Source organism: Sphingomonas sp. AOB5 (assembly GCF_029433115.1).
GTDB lineage: Bacteria > Pseudomonadota > Alphaproteobacteria > Sphingomonadales > Sphingomonadaceae > Sphingomonas.
Genome location: NZ_JARNTV010000003.1, coordinates 142,608 through 160,040, shown reverse-complemented (window position 1 = coordinate 160,040; position 17,433 = coordinate 142,608). Strand labels below are relative to the sequence as shown.

Below are 17,433 nucleotides of genomic sequence, written 5' to 3'. Positions count from 1 at the left end.
CAGGGCGGCATGGCCGGCCACGCCCGCGAGCGCGAGCCGGGCTGGGGTGAGCGGCTCGCCCGCTTCGATCAGCGTGTCGCCTTCGGTAAAATCGAGACCGCGGCGGCGGATGTTGCGACCCTGATGGGGCGGTCCTTCGCCGGTAAGGTGGAGCGCGCCGCCGTAGCGGGTGGCTTCCTCCTGGACGAGGACGGTGTCCGCGCCCGCGGGGACATGGGCGCCGGTGAAGATGCGGACGGCCTGTCCGCGCGCAACCCGCCCCGCGAAGCTGCGTCCGGCGGCACTCTCACCGATCACCTGCCACGGCCCGGGCATGTCGGCGAAGCGGATCGCATAGCCGTCCATCGCCGAGAGATCGGCGGCAGGCTGGGTGCGCAGCGCGGCGATGGGGTCAGCGGCGTAGCGGTTTGCGGCTCGCGCCAGCGGCACGGTTTCGACCGGCAGTGGTTCGGTGAGCGCGAGCAGGCGCGACTGGGCTTCGGCTACGGGGAGGAGGGTGGCCATCGCGAAAGCGGTGGCACAGATCAGGTGGGTTGGAACAGGGGAATATTCGGCGACGCGGACCTAGAGATCCCGCGCTGCGATCCGGTCCAGTTCGTGCTGGCGCAGGGGGATGCGGAATTCGGCGAGGTAGCGGCCCTGATCGGCCTCGATCACCGTGCCGGGCCAGCCGGTGGTGCCGGGCAGGGTGATCCACAGCGCGGCGCCCTTTTCGATGGAGGCATCGGCTTCGAACTCGACCAGCCCCGAGGTGAGGCTGCGGACGCGGACATTCCACCAGCGGGCGCCTTCGCGGACGCTGCCGGGGGCATCGAGATGGAGCGCGGCCTTGTCCGCCTTCAGGCCGAAGCCCTTTTCCTCCTCATGGATGCCGAGATTGCGGATCGCGTGGATGCGCGACGGGCGGCCCTGGACCTGACGCAGCCATGGCATGAGGATCTGCCAGCCAAGCTCGCTTTCGAATGCGATGCCGGCGTGGCGGCCCTGCGACCAGCGGACCTGACCCTCGATCGGGCGGAGGCCGTCAAAGGCGATCTGGACGTCCTCGTCCGTTTCCAGCGCGAATTCGATATCGATGCCGACGCCCGCCTGAGAGACGTCGCGGGTACGGGCGAACTGGACCTTGTTGCCACGGCGGATCGAGACGGTCTGGTGCAACTCGACGCGGGGCACGCGGCGGCGTTCGGCGGGCAGATGGGCGAGGTTGCGAGCGAGCGCGCCGACCACGTCGATCGGCGTGTCGAACAGGAAACCGGCTTCGTCCTCGTCGGTCCAGCTGATCTCGCCTTCGATCGCTTGGCCATTGTCGAGCAGCAGGGTGAACCGGCTGCCCTCCTCGATCGGGGCGAGCGTGCGCAGCGTGGCGCCGGCGGCGCTGAGCTTGCGGACATGGCAGGCCTCGCGGCTGGTTTCGCCGACAAGCGTTGCGGGATCGAACTGATCGGCCGTTGCGGATGATGGAATCGATGCCGGAAGATCTGCGCTCAAGCAGAAAATCGTCGCAGACCTAAGCCCCTGCGTCATACACAAACCCCACCGAATCCCGCGGCGAGGGTGGGTCTCCGGGCCTGAAGAAAGTCTTAATCCTACAGCCCGTTAACCTCCTAATTTCGGTTAATCCCTAGTGGGTGCCCCAAGGGGGAAATAGTGGTGGTACGGGCGTCCGCCATCGACTGCGCGGGCGAAGGAGGGACGGGCGAGCAGGCGCGCGCGATAGGCCTTGAGATGGACGTGCGAGGCCGGGATCTCATAGGCCCAGTCGGCATAGAAGAGCGACGGCGCGGCGGCGCAATCGGCCAGGCCGAAGCTGTCGCCCGCGGCCCATTCTCGCCCGGCCATATGGGTGTCGAGCCAAGCATAGGCGCGGTCGAGCGCGCGGTGGACATAGGTTGCGATATGCGGATCGCGATGCTCCGTGGGGCGGAGCATGTTGTTCACCAGCGGCTGCATCGCATCCATAATGTAATTGTCGAACACGCGATCGAAGATGCGGGCGTCGAGCGCGGCATCGGGATCGGCGGGGATCAGCGCGACCGGGCCGGGATGGTGAATCGCGAGATATTCGATGATACCGGTCGATTCGATGATCGTGCGGCCGCGATCGAGCAGCACCGGGAATTTGCCCATCGGCGCAAGTGCTGCGAACTCGCGGCAATTGGCTTCCTCTTGCGGCTCGATCAGGCGGAAATCGAAGTCCACCGCATTCTCGTAAAGGGCGATCAGCGCCTTTTGTGTGTAGGAGGAGAAGGGGTGACCGAAGAGCTGGAGCTTCATGGGACGACTCATATTAGTTAGCCTAAGAGCTAAGTAATACGCTTTCCGATGGTGCGCAAGCGCGGTAGGTCATTGCGGGACGTGGATCGCATCATGGGAGGTTCTGAGTGACGGTTCGGTGCGCATGGGCTGAAGGCGATCCGGTGATGGCGGCCTATCACGACGCGGAATGGGGCGTGCCGGTTCGCGACGGGCGGATGCTGTGGGAAATGCTGATGCTCGAAGGCTTTCAGGCGGGGCTTTCGTGGCGGACGATCCTGTACCGGCGTGAAGGTTTCCGGCGCGCGTTCGCGGGGTTCGATCCGGCGAAGGTCGCGGCGTTCGATGACGCCGATGTCGAGCGGCTGATGGCGGACGAGGGCATCATCCGCGCGCGGGCGAAGATCGAGGCGACGATCGCTGCGGCGAAGATTTACCAGCAGATGCAGTCGGATGGCGAGAATTTCTCGGACTGGGTCTGGGGTCTGGCCGGGGGCGAGACGGTGATCCATGACGGGCTGCACATCCTGGCGAAGACTCCGGAATCCGAAGCAATGTCCAAGGCGCTGAAGGCCCGCGGGTTCAAGTTTGTGGGGCCGGTGATCGTCTATGCATGGATGCAGGCGGTGGGGATGGTGAACGACCATGCACCGGATTGCTTCCGGCGGAACGCGGTGTGACTTACCAGCGGTAGCAGGCCTCGATATTGTTGCCGTCGGGATCGAGGACGAACGCGCCATAATAGTTCCCGGCGCCTTCGCGAGGCCCCGGCGGGCCATTGTCCTCGCCGCCGGCCTCCAGCGCAGCCTTGTGGAAGGCATCGACCGCTGCCTTGCTGGCGGCCGAGAAGGCGAAGTGCATCTGGTTGATCCCTGCGCGCGACCCTTCGACCCAGTAGGACGGGCGGAGGATGCCGATCCACAGATAGGGATATTCCTCCGGGCCGCGGCCGAGCAGGAAGGCGCTGTCGCCATTGTCGACGGTGGCCAAGCCAAGCGGCCGGGCAATCGCGTCGTAGAAGGCGCGGGCCTTGGCGAGGTCGGTGACGACGAATCCGCTGTGATCGAGCATGGGGATTCAACCCGCCCGGGCTGGATCGGTTTCACCGTCCGGCAACGCGATGCGGCGTTCGACCGCAATTGCTTCGAGGAACGCGGTATCGTGGCTGACCACCAGCAGCGCCCCGTCATAGGCGATCAGGCCGGCCTCCACCGCTTCGATCGACTCGATATCGAGATGGTTGGTCGGTTCGTCGAGGATCAGGAGCCAGGGCGGGGTTTCGCCCCCCAGCGTGCAGGCGAGCGCGGCGCGGAGGCGCTGGCCGCCGGATAATGTGCCCGCGATCTGCAGCGCGGCGTCGGCGCGGAAGGCGAAGCGGGCGAGGGCGGCGCGGCAGGCATTTTCGGTCGCGCCGGGATTGAGACGGGTGAAATTGTCGCGGATCGACGCGGACGGATCGAGGATGTTTGCGTGCTGGTCGAGCATCGCCACGCGATCGGTGACGCGCACCGTACCGGACCATGGCTGGAGGCGGCCGGTGATCAGGGCCAGCAGCGTCGATTTGCCGCTGCCGTTCGGGCCGGTTACCGCGACGCGCTCCGGGCCGGTCAGGTCAAGCGAGAAGCCGGAGAGGATGGCGCGATCATAGCCGGTGGTGGCGTCACGGATTTCGAGCACGTTGCGGTTCGCGGGAAGGCCGCTGGGCGGCAGTGAGACGGTCAGCGGTTGCAGGATTTCGATCTTTTCGCGAGCGGTGCTGGCGGCATCGCGGGCTTCGCTGCGCTGACGTTCGGCGAGGCGAGCCGCTTCACCGCTACTGTTCTCGGCGCGGTTCTTCATCATGCCGAGGACGATCTTGGGGATGTCGCCCTTTGCGGCCTTGCGCTTGCCCGCGCCATCCTTGCGCGCCTTGCGTTCGGCCTGTTGCTGCGCGGTGCGCGCCGCTTCGGCCACCCGGCGTTCGGCATCGGCGAGATCGTGGCGGGCGGCGGCGAGTTCGAGCGCCTTGCGTTCGCGATAGGCCGACCAGTTGCCGCCATAGCGCGTTGCGCCGAGGCTGTTGAGCTCGACGATGGCGTCCATCGTATCGAGCAGTTCGCGGTCGTGGCTGACCACGATCGCGCCGGCACGCCAGCCGGCGAGCAGCGACAGCACCGCATCGCGGCCGTCACGGTCGAGATTGTTGGTCGGTTCGTCGAGCAGCAGGAAATCGGGATCGGCGAAGATCGCAGCGGCTAGCGCGGCGCGGGTACGCTGGCCGCCGGACAATGAAGCGAGCGGCGTATCGAGTGGCGTGTCGAGGCGAAGCTGGGCGAGCGCGGATTCGATGCGCGATTCGAGCGTCCAGTCCGCCTCGGCGAGTTCGTCCATTGTGGCTTCGCCGGATTCGGCACGGCGGAGCAGCGCGAGCGCATCCGCGACGCCGAACAGCGTCGCGACGGTCTCGCCCGATTGCGGGGCGAGCGACTGGCGCAGGGTTGCGATGGTGCCGGCGACGGTGACGCTGCCCGATTGCGGCTGAAGGTCGCCGGAAAGCAGGCGCAGCAGGCTGGTCTTGCCGGCGCCGTTGCGGCCGACAAGTCCGGTGCGCTCGGCAGCGAAGCCGAGGTTCAGATCGGAAAGAACCGGGACGCCATCGGGCGTGGACCAGCTGAGATTGGAAAGGGTGACGGCAGACAAGAGATTCCTCCCCGAGAGGCAAAGCGGCTGGGCGATGCTGTCGGGACGGGGATCACATTGTCGGTCGGGTCCAATCGGAACGAGGTGCGCTGCAGATAGGCGCGGGGGCCGTCGCGATCAAGTTCAGCTCAGGCACCCATCTGGCTGATATAGCCGAGCTTGCCCCAGAAGGAGCCGGGGCGGCGTAGTTTGGATGGCAGGCCGATGATCTCTTCGGCCTCGTCCTGTGTCGCTTCGTGCAAGGCGTCGAGCGGTGCGGACATCGTCAGTTCGTCGGTATAATGATCAACATAATCAAACATTTAAGTCACCAGAAAGCGTGTTAACCTTTTGTGACTGTTGCGATGACGAAACGGCGAAAGCAAGTCGCCGCTTTACCCGAAATGGCGAGTTCAGACGAAGGGTGCCGGGTCGGGACGGCCGCGGACATAGGCGCTTGCGGGATCGCCGAACGGGAAGCTGCGGCCCTGCAGCACGTTCAGGATACGGCGGATATTGCCATAGCTGGTGCGGCTGATCGCGACCGCGGCGGGGGTGTTCAGCCAGTCCTTGTCGACCAGCAGGCCGCCGCGCACGCGCCGCACCGATCCATATTGCAGCAGCGTGGCGACATGGCGCCGCAAGGTGCTGTCGGGCAGGCCCAGCGTGCGCGCGACGACACTGGCGCGGACCGCGCTGCGGATCGAATCGGGCGGCACCTGGGTCTGGTCGGAATAGCGCATCGCGAGGACCGGATCGTCCGAATAGGGGCGGGCATTGGCGCACAGGATCGTGGAGAAGATTACCAGATTGAGCCACTCGCGATGCGCCTGCATGTTCGAATCGACCACCGCGAGCATCATGTCCGCCGCGGCCTGAAGCCCGAATGCGGGGTCGTAGGGTGTGGCAGTGACGCGCGGCTCGGGAAGCTCGATGCCGAAGCGGGCCATCTCCTCGATCAGCCGGACCAGGCTGTCATGCGCGACGACCAGCAGTTCGCGGATATCGGTGCGGTCGAGTGCGCCTTCGGTGAGGACCACGCCGCCGGTGACGCGGCGGCACAATCCGGCCTCGATCAGCGCCTGCACATGGCGGCGCACCGTCTCGAACGGGCGGGAGAGCGAAGCGGCGAGCGAATGGGCGGAGATTGCGCCGGCGACCGCGGTGCCGCTTTCCCACTCCAGCGTGCCCTGGCGGACGATCAGCGTGTAGATGACGAACCGGTCGAGATCGCCCTTGAACGCCCGAATCCCGGCGGCCACGATCGATGTCTGCATTTCGGCGAGGCAGCGGGTCATCAGGCGGATCGGCGGGTGCGCTTCGGCACGAGCGTCGGTCATCGGCGGGCCTTGGTGGTTGGGGAGCGACCCTAGCAGTACCCCAAAGGGGGGGCGACTGCGGGCGGCGAAAAAATCGCCATTTTGGGTAATCGGCGAGATATTGAGGGGAGGCTCGGGCTGAGATACGACAGGGTCATGACCCGGAATCTCGCTATCTGGATGATCTGCGGCGGCTTTGCCGGCGGGTTCGTGGGCAAGGCGCTGGCCAACGGGCTGGATTCGCCGGGCGATGTGTTAGACGGCGTCTGCATGGGGCTGGCGATTGCCGCCGGAATGGCGATTGCAGCGGGGCTGCGCAGCCAACGGGTTCGACGCGGACGGGGCTAGACCCTAAGCCTTCCAGTCGCCCGACTTGCCGCCAGTCTTCGAGATCAGGCGGATCTCGCCGATGGTCATGCCCTTATCGATCGCTTTGGCCATGTCGTAGATGGTGAGCAGGGCGGTGCTGACTGCGGTCAGCGCTTCCATTTCGACGCCGGTCTTGCCGTCAGTCGCGGCGGTGGCGGTGGCGGTGACGCCGGTGGCGTCGGGGGCCAGATCGATCAAGACTTTGGTGAGCGGCAGCGGGTGGCACAGCGGGATCAGATCGCTGGTTTTCTTCGCGGCCATGATCCCGGCGATACGGGCGACGGCAAGGACGTCGCCTTTCTTGACCAGGCCCTGCGCGATTGCGGTGGCGGCCTCGGCAGACATGGTGATGCGGCCGGTGGCCACGGCTTCGCGGGCGGTGATAGCCTTACCGCCGACATCGACCATGCGCGCGGCACCGGTCTCGTCGAGGTGGGTGAGCTCGGTCACCCGATCAGTTCCCGCGTGGCGGCTTCGACGTCGCCTTGGCGCATCAGCGCTTCGCCGATCAGGAAGCAGCGCACGCCATGTTCGGCCATCGCGTCGAGATCGGCGCGGGTGGTGAGGCCCGATTCGGCGACGAAGGTACAGCCTTCGGGTGCGCGGCCGACCAGTTCGTAGGTGCGATCAAAAGAGACGGTGAAGTCTTTGAGATTACGGTTATTCACGCCGATCAGCCGCGACTTGAGCGCCAGCGCGCGATCCAGTTCGGACTCGTCATGGACCTCGACCAGCACGTCCATGCCCAGCTCGAACGCGGTCGCTTCGATCTCGGCCATCTGGCCGTCCTCGAGCGCGGCGACGATGATCAGGATCGCGTCGGCGCCGATGCTGCGCGCTTCGATCACTTGCCATGGATCGACCATGAAATCCTTGCGGATCACCGGGATCGATACGGCGGCGCGGGCGGCGATGAGGTAATCCTCATGCCCCTGAAAATAGGGCCCGTCGGTCAGGACCGAGAGGCAGGCGGCGCCGCCAGCTTCATAGGCGCGGGCATGGGCGGGCGGATCGAAATCGGCGCGGATCAGACCCTTGGACGGGCTGGCCTTCTTGACCTCGGCGATCAGGCCGTAACCCGTTGCCGCTTTCGCATCGAGCGCAGCGCGGAAGCCGCGTGGGGGCGTCTGGGCCAGCGCCAGCGCGCCGAGCTGGGCGACGGTGGTCGCGCGCTTGCGGGCGGCGACTTCCTCGCGCTTGGTGTCCAGAATCTTGTCGAGCATGTCGGCCATCAGAAGGCGATCCAGCAGTCGAGCAGCGTATTGGCAAGCCCGTTGTCAAGAAACTCGGCTGCTTCCTCGGCGCCTTCGCGTAGGTCATCGGCGCGGCCGGCGACCATAAGCGCGGCCGCTGCGTTGAGGATCACCGCATCGCGATAGGCGGATTTCTCGCCTTGCAGCAGGCGGCGTAGCGCCAGCGCGTTCTCCATCGGATCGCCGCCGCGGATCGCGCTGAGCGGATGGCGGGGCAGGCCGGCGTCCTCGGGCACGATGCGCGTGGGCAGGCTGGCGGTGCCGACATTGACCGCGACGCTGGCGCCTTCGGTGGAGAGTTCGTCCAGCCCTTCGTCGCCGGAGATCACTGCGGCGCTGTGCGTGCCGAGCTGGGCGAGTGCCTCGGCATAGACCGGGGCATAGTCGGGGCGGGCGATGCCGATCAGCTGGCGGGTGACATGGGCGGGGTTCGCCAGCGGACCCATCAGGTTGAAGATGGTGCGGCGGCCGATGCGGCGGCGGATCGGGCCGATCCGCGCCATCGCCGGGTGGTGATGCTGGGCGAAGAGGAAGGCGATGCCGAGATCGTGGAGCGATTCCTCGGCACGCGCGGCGGCGCGATCAAGGTTCAGGCCCAGCGCTTCGAGCGTGTCGGCGGCGCCCGCCTTGGACGAGGCGGCGCGGTTGCCATGCTTGGCGACCGGCACGCCGGCAGCCGCCACGACCAGGCTGACGGCGGTGGAGACGTTGAGTGTGTGATGCCCGTCGCCACCGGTGCCGCAGACGTCGATGGCGCCTTCGGGGGCGGTGATCGGGATCAGCCGGGCGCGCATGGCGCGGGCAGCCTCGGCGATTTCGATGCTGGTCTCGCCACGGTCGCTGAGGGCGATCAGGAACGCCTCGATCTCGGCTTCGGCGACGCCGCCATCGAGCAGATCGGCAAAGGCCTGCGCCGCGGTTTCGCGGGCGAGCGGCGAGGATGGATCGGGAAGGATCGAGAAACGGGTCACGCGGCCTCTATCCCGTTCCCGGCGGGATGAGTCGAGAAAGGATTGCTTGGCCGTTCGGGTCGCTCCGGTTCCAAAGGCGGAGCGACCCGGCGGGGCGATCAGTTCGTGTTCGAGACCGGCGCGGCCGCGGGGGCCGGTGCCGGAGCAGCAGGTGCCGGAGCGGCGGGCGCCGGCTGAGCTTCAGGCGGCGGCGCGCCGCGGCCCCAGTCGTCCGGTCCGCCATGGCCATGGCGATGACCACCCGGTCCGCGGCGCGGCGCCGCCGGGATCTCACCGACCACCAGCTTGCCATCCTTGTTCGCGTCGAGCGCGTCGAAGCGCGTGCCGGCAGTCTGGAGCCATTCGGCGCGGGTGATCAGACCGTCATTATCGGCATCGATACCGCGGAACGGGCCAAGGCCCTTGTCCATGCTGACAGAGGCGATGCAGCCCACCACAAGGGTGACGACGACGCCACCCAGCGCGGCGCCTGCCAGCTTCAGTTTCGGATTCATTGCAATCTCCACAGGGCGCCCGGGATCGGGCGATGGGAGACGAATGGGCGTCGAACGTCGCCGGGGGATTGCAACGAACCGGCAATATTGTCGCAAAATGTGCGAAATCACCCATGTGGGCGATGGCGCGCGGCAGGCGGGCTGCGTTAGCCAGCGGGCATCACAAGGGAGTGAATGCAATGAAGCTGGGTGAGGCAGTGCCGGTGGTGTTCGTCAATGTTGCCGAGCGTGAGCGGGCTTTGACTTTCTATCGCGACGTGCTGGGCTTTCCGCTCAAGAGCAGCGATGCCTATGGCGACTTCCTCGACATGGGGAGCGCGCTGATCCGCATGACGGCGCTGCCTGACTATACCGCGCGGCCGCACCCGATGCTGGGATGGAACGTCCCGGACATGGGCGAGGCTGTGAAGGCATTGGTCGCGAAGGGCGTCACCTTCACCATCTATGAGGGTCTGGGTCAGGGCGCGGACGGGGTGTGGACCTCGCCCGATGGGACCAAGGTGGCCTTTTTCGCCGATCCGGACGGCAATGTGCTGAGTCTCGCGCAGACCGCTTGACCGGGGCAAGGCGGTCGCGGACGATGTGCCGATGACGATACTGACGCTCTTTACTGCCCTGCTTGCTGTGCAGACCCCGCCGCCGATGCTGAAACCCGCTGGTTCATGGGAGCTGGAGGAGCATGAGGCGGGATGCCGGGCAGTGCGCCGCGATGCGGGCGGCACCGCCGTCACGGTCGGGTTCGAGACATGGCTCACCGGCAGCAACACGACGATGTTCGTGACCGCGCCGAAGGCATTGCTGCCCGATGGGCGCGGCAAGATCGCCCTGCGCTGGTCTCCGGCGGGCAGCGCCGAGACGGGTTATGGCGCGTTCGAGGTTGCGGACCCGAAGTTGCGGCTGGTGAAGCTGTTTCCGACGCGGGAGCTGATCTGGAATCTGGCGTCGGCGGAAACGGTGAAGATCGGTCCGTCGCTCGACCTGTCGACCGAGGGCTTCGGTGCGGCGCAGACTGCGCTGGAGGGGTGCACGAGCGATCTGCTGACGGGCTGGGGCGCAGACCCTGCATTGTGGCGCGATGGCAAGCTGGCCGGACTGGCGGGATCGCCGCAGAACTGGTTCCGGCCCGAGGACGGGCGCGCGATCCTGCCGCGTGGGGTGGCCAGCGGGAAGGCGGTGCTGCTCGTCACGACCACACCGGAGGGTGCGCCGGGCACCTGCAAGGCAGTGAACACGACCGATCCGCGGATCGGCGATCCGGCCTGTGCGATCGCGATGAAGCGCGCGACATTCCGGGCGCCGCTGGGCGCGGACGGCAAGCCGATGGCGAGCTATGCGGTGGTGCCGGTCAGCCTGACCCGCTGACCGGATCAGGCCAGCGTCTTCGCCTCGATCCCAGCAACGCGCATGAAGTTCGCCAGCATGGCATGACCATGTTCGGTGGCGATGCTTTCCGGGTGGAACTGGACGCCGTGGATCGGCAGTTCGCGGTGGCGGAACCCCATCACCGATGCGTCGCTGGCGGTGGCGTTGACCACCAGGTCCTCGGGGATGTCGGTGACGATCAGCGAGTGATAGCGGGTCGCGGTGAAGGGCGAGGGGAGGCCGGCGAACAGGCCGGTGCCGTCATGCTCGACCGGGCAGGTCTTGCCGTGCATCAGCCCGCCGCGGACCACGTTGCCGCCGAAATGCTGGCCGATCGACTGATGGCCGAGACAGACGCCGAGCAACGGCTTCTTCAGTTCGGCGCAGGCGGCGACCAGATCGAGGCTGATCCCGGCTTCGTTGGGCGTGCAGGGGCCGGGCGAGATCAGGAAGGCCTGCGCATTGCTGGCGATCGCATCCTGCGCCGTGAGCGCGTCGTTGCGCACCACCTTCACCTCGGCGCCCAGCTCCATCAGGTAATGGACCAGGTTCCAGGTGAAGCTGTCGTAATTGTCGATGACGAGGATCATGGGCGATGCCCTTAGCTTGTGCGTCATCCCAGCGAAAGCTGGGATCTCGTGCCCCGGAACGCGCGCTTGCCGCCTGAGACCCCAGCTTTCGCTGGGGTGACGATGGGGGTCAGGGGTTGGTCGCCAGAAGCTCGGCCAGTTCGGCCTTCCAGAACTTCGCCCAGGTGTGGGTGCCGTGGCCCTTGGTCTCGGCGCTGGCGGGGATCAGGATGAAGCGGGCGCGGGGCATGCGCTTCACTTCGCGTTCGGCGATGCCGAGTTCGGGCGGGTTGATGAAATCGTCCGCCGAGTTGATCCACAGCACCGGGACGGTGATCCGCTCGAGGCCGGGCGAGGGATCGTAGGTGCGCGAGGCGTCGTAATAATAGAGGGCATTGTTGGCATCGACGCCCGCGCCGCGGCTGGCGAATGCGGCGGCGAGCGCTTCCTCGGCCTTGGCGCGGGTCGGGAAATTGGCTTGCAGCGCGACCGGATTGCCGCCTGCGATCACCGACAGATAGGCAGCGGTGCGCAGGCCGTTCGGCGGCTGGGCAGTGTAATTGCCGCCGTTCCACACGGGATCTGCCTGGATCGCGTCGAGGATCATCTTGCGCCACATGCGGTTGCGGCCAGCGATCTCGACCGGCTGGCAGGCGAAGGGGGCGAGCCGCTTTGCGAAGCCGGGATGCTCGGTGCCCCACATGAAGGCGTGCATGCAGCCCATCGAGGTGCCGAGGATCAGCTGGAGGCTGTCCACTCCCAGCCCGTCGACGAGGAGGCGGCGCTGGGCCTCGACCATGTCGTCATAGTCGTATTTCGGGAAGCCCATGCGCAGGCCATCACTCGGCCGGGACGACATGCCGTGGCCGATATTGTCGGGCAGGATGACGTAGTATTTGGTGATGTCGAGCGGCGCGCCGGGGCCATAGAGTTCGTCGGCGAATTGCGGGACGAGGAACTGCTTTCCGGTGCCGCCGGTGCCGTGAAGCACCATCACCGCATTGTCGATCTTGCCATCCTTGCCCCGATGCGGTGTGCCGAGCGTGGTGTAGTGGATGCGCAGCTCGGGCAGGGTCTCGCCGGTGCGGAAGCGGAAATCGCGGATGACGAAATCGCCTTCCTTCGTGGGCCAGGGCTGGGCCGCGGCGGGCAGGGCGGCGAACAGGAGGGCGAGCAGCGCGAGGAGGCGGGTCATGCCGCCAGCCTATTTCCTTTGCAGCGCTACCACAATCGGGCCGATCTCCGGCCCGCCGTCCTTGCGCTGCGCTACGGGATCCCACAGTCGCGAGACCGCGCCGTCGAGATAGAGCGCGTCGGGCGCCTTCAGCCTATCGCGGAACAGGCGGGCGAAGCGGCCGAACGAGACCGGCTCGTCGCTGATCGCGAACCATGCGCTGCCGTCCGCGGACACGCCGACGCCGTTGCGGATCTGGAGCGAAACGCCATTTTCCGAAATCTGCGGATGGAGCTTGCCGCCGATCAGCAGCATCGGGCCGGACTGGGTGGCGAAGCGGACATGATCGGGCTTGCCCGCGGCGAACTGTTCGGTGGTGGCAACGTGCCAGCCGCTCGCATCGCCATAGAAGACGCCATTGGGTTTCAGGTGGAAATTGCCGGGGCCTTCGCGGCGATTGAGCGGGGCCTGTTCGGCGCCATCCTCGACATAATAGCCGATCGGGTGGCCCTTGGGATCATACATGCCGGCATTCATCGCGAAGGCGACGCGCGCGAAGCGGTCGCCCAGCCGCTTGTCGAGCGAATCGAAGTTGCGCATCGGCTTGCCGTTCTCGCCATTGTTGACGAGCAGCAGGTCGTGCTTGCCGGGCTGGGCATGACAGACGGTGAACTCGCTGCTTTCGAATTCGATCTTCTCGCACGCCGCATCGATGCCGTTCCGGCTGGTCGGTGCACCGCAGGCGGCGAGGGTAAGAAGGGCGGCGGCAAGGGCCAGCCGGGCGAACATCGTCATCCGCCCGACTTAATCAGTGTGATCCCCGAAACAAGCCGCATTGCGGCCATAGTACCACGGCAACCGTGCCGGCGCAGGGGCGTTGTTACGGGGCCGGTACTGGAGGTTACATGTTCGCCAAGTTTCTTTTCGCCGCCCCGCTGATCCTGATCGCGATGCCCGCAATGGCGCAGGATGCGCAGGAGGGGCCGCCCAAGCGCGTCCGCAGCGTCATCACCTTCGGGGACGAGAAATGCCCGCCCGCGACCGATCCGGACGAGATCGTGGTGTGCGCGAGCGGCGGCGATTCGCCCTATCGCATCCCCAAGCGTTTCCGGAACCAGCCGGCCGAGGGCCCGGCGGCGCAGAGCTGGTCGCGGCGCATGGAAGTGGTCGAGGAAGTCAATCGCGCTGGCCTGCCCAACAGCTGCTCGCCGATCGGAACGGGCGGCCAGAGCGGCTGTACCCGCCAGATGATCCGCGCCTGGTATCAGGACCGGCTGGAAGCAGAGACCAAGCGCAATCGCGAGATGGCGCCCGAGAATTGATGTTCTAGCTACCGCTTCCGTTTCAGCAACTTCCCTTCCCCAGCGAAGGCTGGGGCCCAGTTGCGAGACGTTGGTTGGAGAGCGTTGCCCTTCGTTGCAACTACCTGTGCAACTGGACCCCAGCCTTCGCTGGGGAGGGCAATATTATTGAGTGAAAGGCGGCTACTGCCCGAACCCGGCTTCGCTTGCCCGCGCGACGGCTTCGCGCGCGGCGGCGAAGAGGGCGCCGGCCTTGGCTTCGCATTCGCGCTGTTCATAGGCCGGGTCCGAATCCGCGACGATGCCCGCGCCTGCCTGCACATGCATCACGGCGTCCTTCACCAGCGCAGTGCGCAGGACGATGCACGAATCCATCGATCCGTCGGGCGAGAAATAGCCGACGCCGCCCGCATAGGGGCCGCGCGTTTCGGATTCGAGCTCGGCAATGATCTCGCACGCGCGGACCTTGGGTGCGCCGCTGACGGTGCCCGCGGGGAAGCCCGCGAACAGCGCATCGATGGCGTCTTTGCCCGGTGCGAGCTGGCCGACCACGTTCGACACGATGTGCATGACGTGGCTGTAGAATTCGACGGTGTAGCTGTCGGTCACCCGCACGCTGCCCGCCTCGGCCACGCGGCCGACATCGTTGCGGCCGAGATCGAGCAGCATCAGATGCTCGGCGCACTCCTTGGGATCGGCGAGCAGGCTGGCGCGATTGGCTTCGTCCTCGGCGGCGGTCTTGCCGCGTGGGCGGGTGCCGGCGATCGGGCGGATCGTGACTTCGCCGTCGCGCGCACGGACCAGGATTTCGGGCGAGGAGCCGGTCAGCGAAAAGCCGGGCAGATCGAGATGGTAGAGGAAGGGCGACGGATTGATCCGGCGCAGCGAGCGGTAGAGCTCGAACGGCGGCAGCGCGAAGGGCGTGGTGAAGCGCTGCGCCAGCACCACCTGAAAGATGTCGCCCGCCGCGATGTAATCCTTTGCCGCGTCGACCATTGCGCCATAGCGGCCCTCGGGCAGCACCGGCGTGAGCGCGACCTCGCCGGGATCGGCGCGGACCGGAGCCGGTAGCGGCGCGGTGGCGAGGCGGGCGGCGGTGGCGTCGATCCGTTCGGCAGCGGTGGTCAGCGCGGCTTCGCTGTTGTCGCCGGGCCAGACCGGGGCGACGAGGAACAGCGTATCGGCCAGCCGGTCGAAGATCAGGATCACGGTAGGGCGCACGAAGATCATGTCCGGTACGCCGACCGGATTCGCGGGCGGGCGCGGCAGTTTCTCGACCAGCCCGATCGTCTCGTAGCTGAAATAGCCGACGAGGCAGGCGAGCGCGCGCGGCAGTTCCGCGGGCACGTCCATGCGGCAGCCTGCGACCAGATCGCGCAGCGCATCGATCGTCGGCGCGGCGCTGGGCGCGAAGGCTTCGCGGTCGGTCAGCCAGTGCGGGTTGATCGCGGCTTCGTTGCCGGTGGCGCGGAAGACGAGATCGGGGGCGAGGCCGATCAGGCTGTGGCGTCCGCGGACCGATCCACCCTCGACCGATTCGAGCAGGAAATCGCCGCGGCCCGGCTCGATCAGCTTGAGCGCGGCGGCAACCGGCGTCTCGGTATCGGCGACCATGCGCCGCCAGAGCAGGGCTGGCCGCCCGGCACCGAGTGCGGCCCGGGCGGCTTCGATCCCTTCGGTCACCGGCTTACTGGCCCGACGTGCCCTGGCCCGAGAGCTGGGCGCGGAAACGGGTGATCGCGGCTTCGTCGCGGGTCACCTTCACATGCTTCTGCATCGCCTGGATGAACTGCATCGCCTGTTCGCCATAGCTGGACTGGCCCAGTTCGGTGCGGCGGCCGTTCATCAGCGCGGCATTGCCCGACGCGTCATGCTGCTCGACCGAGCTGACATAGACGACGAAGAAGCCATTGCCCTCCGGGCTTTCGATCAGGCGTGCGGACTTGGGCGCGATCGAGAAGGCCAGACGCACCTGACGCGGCGTATCCTTGTTCAGATCGGCATAGGCCAGGTTGAAGTCGCGCGGCGGCAGGGCCTTGATCCCGGCCTTGCGGATCGCCTCGGGCATCGGCGTGCCCTTCTTCAGCTCGGCGATCAGCTTCTGCGCCGCGTTGCGGGCCTGCTTCATCGCCACATCGTGCTGATAGTCGCGGCGGACATCGTCGCGGATGCTGGCGAAGGGACGCGGGGTCGGCTGGGTCACCTTGCCGACGACCAGCACGGCGAAGCTGCCTTCCTGATCCAGCGGAACCAGTTGCGGCTCCTGGCTGTCGGCATCGGCGGCGAAACCGGCCTGCACGATCGGCAGGAGCGCGGCATCGGGCTTCGAATTGGCGTCGTCGGGATTGATGCCGGCGATGGTGAGCGCAGGGGTGGACTGAGCCTGTACCTTCGCCTTGGCGGCCATTTCGTCGAACGTGTCTTCGTTGCCGATCGAATCCTCAATCGCCTGACGCTGGGCGACCAGCGCGGCCACGGTCTTGCGCGCCTCGATCTCCTTGGCGAGATCCGGGCGGGCCTGCTCCAGCGTCTTGGCCGGGATCACGTCGACCTTCTCGACCTTGAGCACCGCCCAGCCGAACGGCGAGCGGACCGGGCCGACCACGGCGCCCTGTGCCGCGCCGAAGGCGGCGTTGGCGACGGCGGCATTGCTCTGGGTGGTGAGCGCGGTCTTTTCGATGGCGTCGAACTTGGTCGGCTGAAGGCCGCGAGCGGCGGCGATGTCGGCAATCGTCTTGCCGGCCTTCACTTCGGCGGCGACGGCGTTCGCGGTCGCCTGATCGGTCAGCACGATCTGGCTGATCGTGCGCTTCTCGGTCGCGGCGAAGCGCGGGCCGGACTTGGCGAAGGCATCGGCGATCTCGGCATCGGTCGCTGCGGCGCTGGCCTTGAACTGATCCGGGCGGACGATCGCGTAACGGATCACGCGGCGTTCCGGCACCATATAGCTGGCGCGATGCTGGTTGTAGAAGGCGGTGAGCGTCTTCTCGTCCGGCGCGGGGCCGACGTCCATGTCAACGAGGCGGATCAGCGTGGCCTGGCCTTGACGGCGCTCGAGACCGCGCGATGCATAGGGCGCCACGATGCCGTTGGGCACATAGGACGGGCGGCCCGGACGATCGAGCAGCCAGCGGCCATAGGTGTTCTGCGAAATCTCGGCATGGAGGCGGGCCGGCGACATGCGGCGCTGGCTCAGCAGCGCTTCGTACTTCTGCTGATCGAAGCGGCCGTCGATGCCGTGGAAGGCGGGATCGTTGGCGATTTCAGAATCGATCGTCTTGCGATCGACGAACATGCCGGCATCGATGCCATATTCCTGAACGGCACGGGCCACGATCATCTCGTTGAGAATGGCGTTGACGCCATCGCGCGCGAGGAAATCCTCCATCGTGATCACGGCGCCGCGATTGCGCTGCTCGGTCATCCAGCGATCGATCGTCTCACGCAGATCGGCTTCGGTGATCGTCTGCTTGCCGACCTTGACCAGCACGGCGTTGGGACCGCCGGCCGAGCGCAGGCCGGTGACGTCGCCCAGCGCGAAGGCGACGGCGATGACGCCGAGCACCAGGAACACGACAATGATGCCGACGCGCGACTTGGTGAAGTTACGAAAGAAACTGAGCATTGGGGGCCGATCGTTCGATAGTGTTGGGGGTGCTTTAGGGGTGTGTGGCGCGCCCTTCAAGCTTGCGTGCGCGCGCTTGCTCGCT

General features: G+C 66.7%; 20 protein-coding genes and 1 pseudogene. 5 read left to right on the top strand and 16 right to left on the bottom strand.

The genetic code is table 11. The features are described from left to right. From P1X14_RS02715 to P1X14_RS02705, 3 genes and pseudogenes are all read right to left on the bottom strand, one after another. Nucleotides 1–504 (bottom strand): annotated as a pseudogene (locus tag P1X14_RS02715) (molybdopterin molybdenumtransferase MoeA); the annotation flags it as partial. A 60-nt stretch (nucleotides 505–564) separates the two neighbouring features. Further along, on the bottom strand, nucleotides 565–1,488 hold the full coding sequence (locus P1X14_RS02710) for a PilZ domain-containing protein (protein WP_277313772.1): 924 nt from the start codon (nucleotides 1,486–1,488) through the stop codon (nucleotides 565–567). Between the two features lie 126 nt (nucleotides 1,489–1,614). Further along, entirely contained in the window at nucleotides 1,615–2,274 is a 660-nt protein-coding gene (locus P1X14_RS02705; RefSeq protein ID WP_277313771.1) for a glutathione S-transferase family protein, read from the bottom strand. A 107-nt stretch (nucleotides 2,275–2,381) separates the two neighbouring features. Here P1X14_RS02705 and P1X14_RS02700 point away from each other — a divergent pair, with 107 nt between their 5' ends. Next, nucleotides 2,382–2,933: a DNA-3-methyladenine glycosylase I gene (locus P1X14_RS02700; protein ID WP_277313770.1), complete on the top strand. Its 552-nt coding sequence runs from the start codon at nucleotides 2,382–2,384 to the stop codon at nucleotides 2,931–2,933. Nucleotide 2,934: 1 nt separating this feature from the next. Here the strand turns inward: P1X14_RS02700 and P1X14_RS02695 are convergent, their stop codons facing one another. The 4 genes from P1X14_RS02695 to P1X14_RS02680 form a co-directional block, all read right to left on the bottom strand. Beyond that, nucleotides 2,935–3,324: a VOC family protein gene (locus P1X14_RS02695; RefSeq protein WP_277313769.1), complete on the bottom strand. Its 390-nt coding sequence runs from the start codon at nucleotides 3,322–3,324 to the stop codon at nucleotides 2,935–2,937. Nucleotides 3,325–3,330: 6 nt separating this feature from the next. Next, nucleotides 3,331–4,932: an ABC-F family ATP-binding cassette domain-containing protein gene (locus tag P1X14_RS02690; protein WP_277313768.1), complete on the bottom strand. Its 1,602-nt coding sequence runs from the start codon at nucleotides 4,930–4,932 to the stop codon at nucleotides 3,331–3,333. Nucleotides 4,933–5,060: 128 nt separating this feature from the next. Continuing rightward, nucleotides 5,061–5,234, bottom strand: coding sequence for a hypothetical protein (locus tag P1X14_RS02685; RefSeq protein WP_277313767.1), 174 nt, complete (start codon nucleotides 5,232–5,234; stop codon nucleotides 5,061–5,063). Nucleotides 5,235–5,324: 90 nt separating this feature from the next. Then, nucleotides 5,325–6,251: a hypothetical protein gene (locus tag P1X14_RS02680; protein WP_277313766.1), complete on the bottom strand. Its 927-nt coding sequence runs from the start codon at nucleotides 6,249–6,251 to the stop codon at nucleotides 5,325–5,327. Between the two features lie 135 nt (nucleotides 6,252–6,386). Between P1X14_RS02680 and P1X14_RS02675 the strand changes: the two genes are divergently transcribed. Continuing rightward, nucleotides 6,387–6,578 (top strand): hypothetical protein, encoded by a 192-nt coding sequence (locus P1X14_RS02675; RefSeq protein ID WP_277313765.1) that lies wholly within the window; start codon nucleotides 6,387–6,389, stop codon nucleotides 6,576–6,578. A 3-nt stretch (nucleotides 6,579–6,581) separates the two neighbouring features. Here the strand turns inward: P1X14_RS02675 and moaC are convergent, their stop codons facing one another. The 4 genes from moaC to P1X14_RS02655 all read right to left on the bottom strand — a co-directional run bounded on the left by moaC (nucleotide 6,582) and on the right by P1X14_RS02655 (nucleotide 9,317). Continuing rightward, complete coding sequence (gene moaC / locus P1X14_RS02670) at nucleotides 6,582–7,049, bottom strand: cyclic pyranopterin monophosphate synthase MoaC (protein ID WP_277313764.1); 468 nt, start codon at nucleotides 7,047–7,049, stop codon at nucleotides 6,582–6,584. Next, nucleotides 7,046–7,831, bottom strand: coding sequence for an indole-3-glycerol phosphate synthase TrpC (gene trpC, locus P1X14_RS02665; protein ID WP_277313763.1), 786 nt, complete (start codon nucleotides 7,829–7,831; stop codon nucleotides 7,046–7,048). Before trpC ends, moaC begins: the two co-directional genes overlap by 4 nt. Continuing rightward, a complete protein-coding gene (trpD, locus tag P1X14_RS02660; RefSeq protein ID WP_277313762.1) occupies nucleotides 7,831–8,823 on the bottom strand; it encodes an anthranilate phosphoribosyltransferase in 993 nt (330 codons plus the stop codon). Before trpD ends, trpC begins: the two co-directional genes overlap by 1 nt. Before the next feature lie 98 nt (nucleotides 8,824–8,921). Continuing rightward, nucleotides 8,922–9,317, bottom strand: a complete 396-nt coding sequence (locus tag P1X14_RS02655) for a hypothetical protein (protein ID WP_277313761.1) — start codon at nucleotides 9,315–9,317, stop codon at nucleotides 8,922–8,924. A gap of 179 nt (nucleotides 9,318–9,496) precedes the next feature. Here P1X14_RS02655 and P1X14_RS02650 point away from each other — a divergent pair, with 179 nt between their 5' ends. Further along, entirely contained in the window at nucleotides 9,497–9,874 is a 378-nt protein-coding gene (locus P1X14_RS02650) for a VOC family protein (RefSeq protein ID WP_277313760.1), read from the top strand. Nucleotides 9,875–9,905: 31 nt separating this feature from the next. Next, nucleotides 9,906–10,679: a hypothetical protein gene (locus tag P1X14_RS02645; protein ID WP_277313759.1), complete on the top strand. Its 774-nt coding sequence runs from the start codon at nucleotides 9,906–9,908 to the stop codon at nucleotides 10,677–10,679. A gap of 5 nt (nucleotides 10,680–10,684) precedes the next feature. On the opposite strand, the gene P1X14_RS02640 is transcribed toward P1X14_RS02645, so the two are convergent. From P1X14_RS02640 to P1X14_RS02630, 3 genes are all read right to left on the bottom strand, one after another. Then, on the bottom strand, nucleotides 10,685–11,269 hold the full coding sequence (locus P1X14_RS02640) for an aminodeoxychorismate/anthranilate synthase component II (protein ID WP_277313758.1): 585 nt from the start codon (nucleotides 11,267–11,269) through the stop codon (nucleotides 10,685–10,687). A 109-nt stretch (nucleotides 11,270–11,378) separates the two neighbouring features. Further along, nucleotides 11,379–12,443 carry an alpha/beta fold hydrolase gene (locus P1X14_RS02635; protein WP_277313757.1) on the bottom strand — a complete coding sequence of 355 codons (1,065 nt, stop codon included), beginning with the start codon at nucleotides 12,441–12,443 and terminating at the stop codon, nucleotides 11,379–11,381. A 9-nt stretch (nucleotides 12,444–12,452) separates the two neighbouring features. Further along, nucleotides 12,453–13,217, bottom strand: a complete 765-nt coding sequence (locus tag P1X14_RS02630) for a phosphodiester glycosidase family protein (RefSeq protein ID WP_277313756.1) — start codon at nucleotides 13,215–13,217, stop codon at nucleotides 12,453–12,455. Nucleotides 13,218–13,327: 110 nt separating this feature from the next. Here P1X14_RS02630 and P1X14_RS02625 point away from each other — a divergent pair, with 110 nt between their 5' ends. Then, complete coding sequence (locus P1X14_RS02625; protein ID WP_277313755.1) at nucleotides 13,328–13,744, top strand: hypothetical protein; 417 nt, start codon at nucleotides 13,328–13,330, stop codon at nucleotides 13,742–13,744. 162 nt (nucleotides 13,745–13,906) lie between these two features. Here the strand turns inward: P1X14_RS02625 and trpE are convergent, their stop codons facing one another. Continuing rightward, nucleotides 13,907–15,406, bottom strand: a complete 1,500-nt coding sequence (gene trpE / locus P1X14_RS02620) for an anthranilate synthase component I (RefSeq protein ID WP_277313754.1) — start codon at nucleotides 15,404–15,406, stop codon at nucleotides 13,907–13,909. A 4-nt stretch (nucleotides 15,407–15,410) separates the two neighbouring features. Next, nucleotides 15,411–17,348, bottom strand: coding sequence for a peptidylprolyl isomerase (locus tag P1X14_RS02615; RefSeq protein WP_277313753.1), 1,938 nt, complete (start codon nucleotides 17,346–17,348; stop codon nucleotides 15,411–15,413). Between the last annotated feature and the right edge of the window lie 85 nt (nucleotides 17,349–17,433).

Bases quoted from the DNA above. Each gene is read 5' to 3' on its own strand.
- P1X14_RS02705 (WP_277313771.1), bottom strand. From the start codon at position 2,274: ATGAAGCTCCAGCTCTTCGGTCACCCCTTCTCCTCCTACACACAAAAG.
- P1X14_RS02695 (WP_277313769.1), bottom strand. From the start codon at position 3,324: ATGCTCGATCACAGCGGATTCGTCGTCACCGACCTCGCCAAGGCCCGC.
- P1X14_RS02685 (WP_277313767.1), bottom strand. From the start codon at position 5,234: ATGTTTGATTATGTTGATCATTATACCGACGAACTGACGATGTCCGCA.
- P1X14_RS02680 (WP_277313766.1), bottom strand. From the start codon at position 6,251: ATGACCGACGCTCGTGCCGAAGCGCACCCGCCGATCCGCCTGATGACC.
- P1X14_RS02675 (WP_277313765.1), top strand. From the start codon at position 6,387: ATGACCCGGAATCTCGCTATCTGGATGATCTGCGGCGGCTTTGCCGGC.
- trpC (WP_277313763.1), bottom strand. From the start codon at position 7,831: ATGGCCGACATGCTCGACAAGATTCTGGACACCAAGCGCGAGGAAGTC.
- P1X14_RS02655 (WP_277313761.1), bottom strand. From the start codon at position 9,317: ATGAATCCGAAACTGAAGCTGGCAGGCGCCGCGCTGGGTGGCGTCGTC.
- P1X14_RS02650 (WP_277313760.1), top strand. From the start codon at position 9,497: ATGAAGCTGGGTGAGGCAGTGCCGGTGGTGTTCGTCAATGTTGCCGAG.
- P1X14_RS02645 (WP_277313759.1), top strand. From the start codon at position 9,906: ATGACGATACTGACGCTCTTTACTGCCCTGCTTGCTGTGCAGACCCCG.
- P1X14_RS02640 (WP_277313758.1), bottom strand. From the start codon at position 11,269: ATGATCCTCGTCATCGACAATTACGACAGCTTCACCTGGAACCTGGTC.
- P1X14_RS02635 (WP_277313757.1), bottom strand. From the start codon at position 12,443: ATGACCCGCCTCCTCGCGCTGCTCGCCCTCCTGTTCGCCGCCCTGCCC.
- P1X14_RS02630 (WP_277313756.1), bottom strand. From the start codon at position 13,217: ATGACGATGTTCGCCCGGCTGGCCCTTGCCGCCGCCCTTCTTACCCTC.
- P1X14_RS02625 (WP_277313755.1), top strand. From the start codon at position 13,328: ATGTTCGCCAAGTTTCTTTTCGCCGCCCCGCTGATCCTGATCGCGATG.
- P1X14_RS02615 (WP_277313753.1), bottom strand. From the start codon at position 17,348: ATGCTCAGTTTCTTTCGTAACTTCACCAAGTCGCGCGTCGGCATCATT.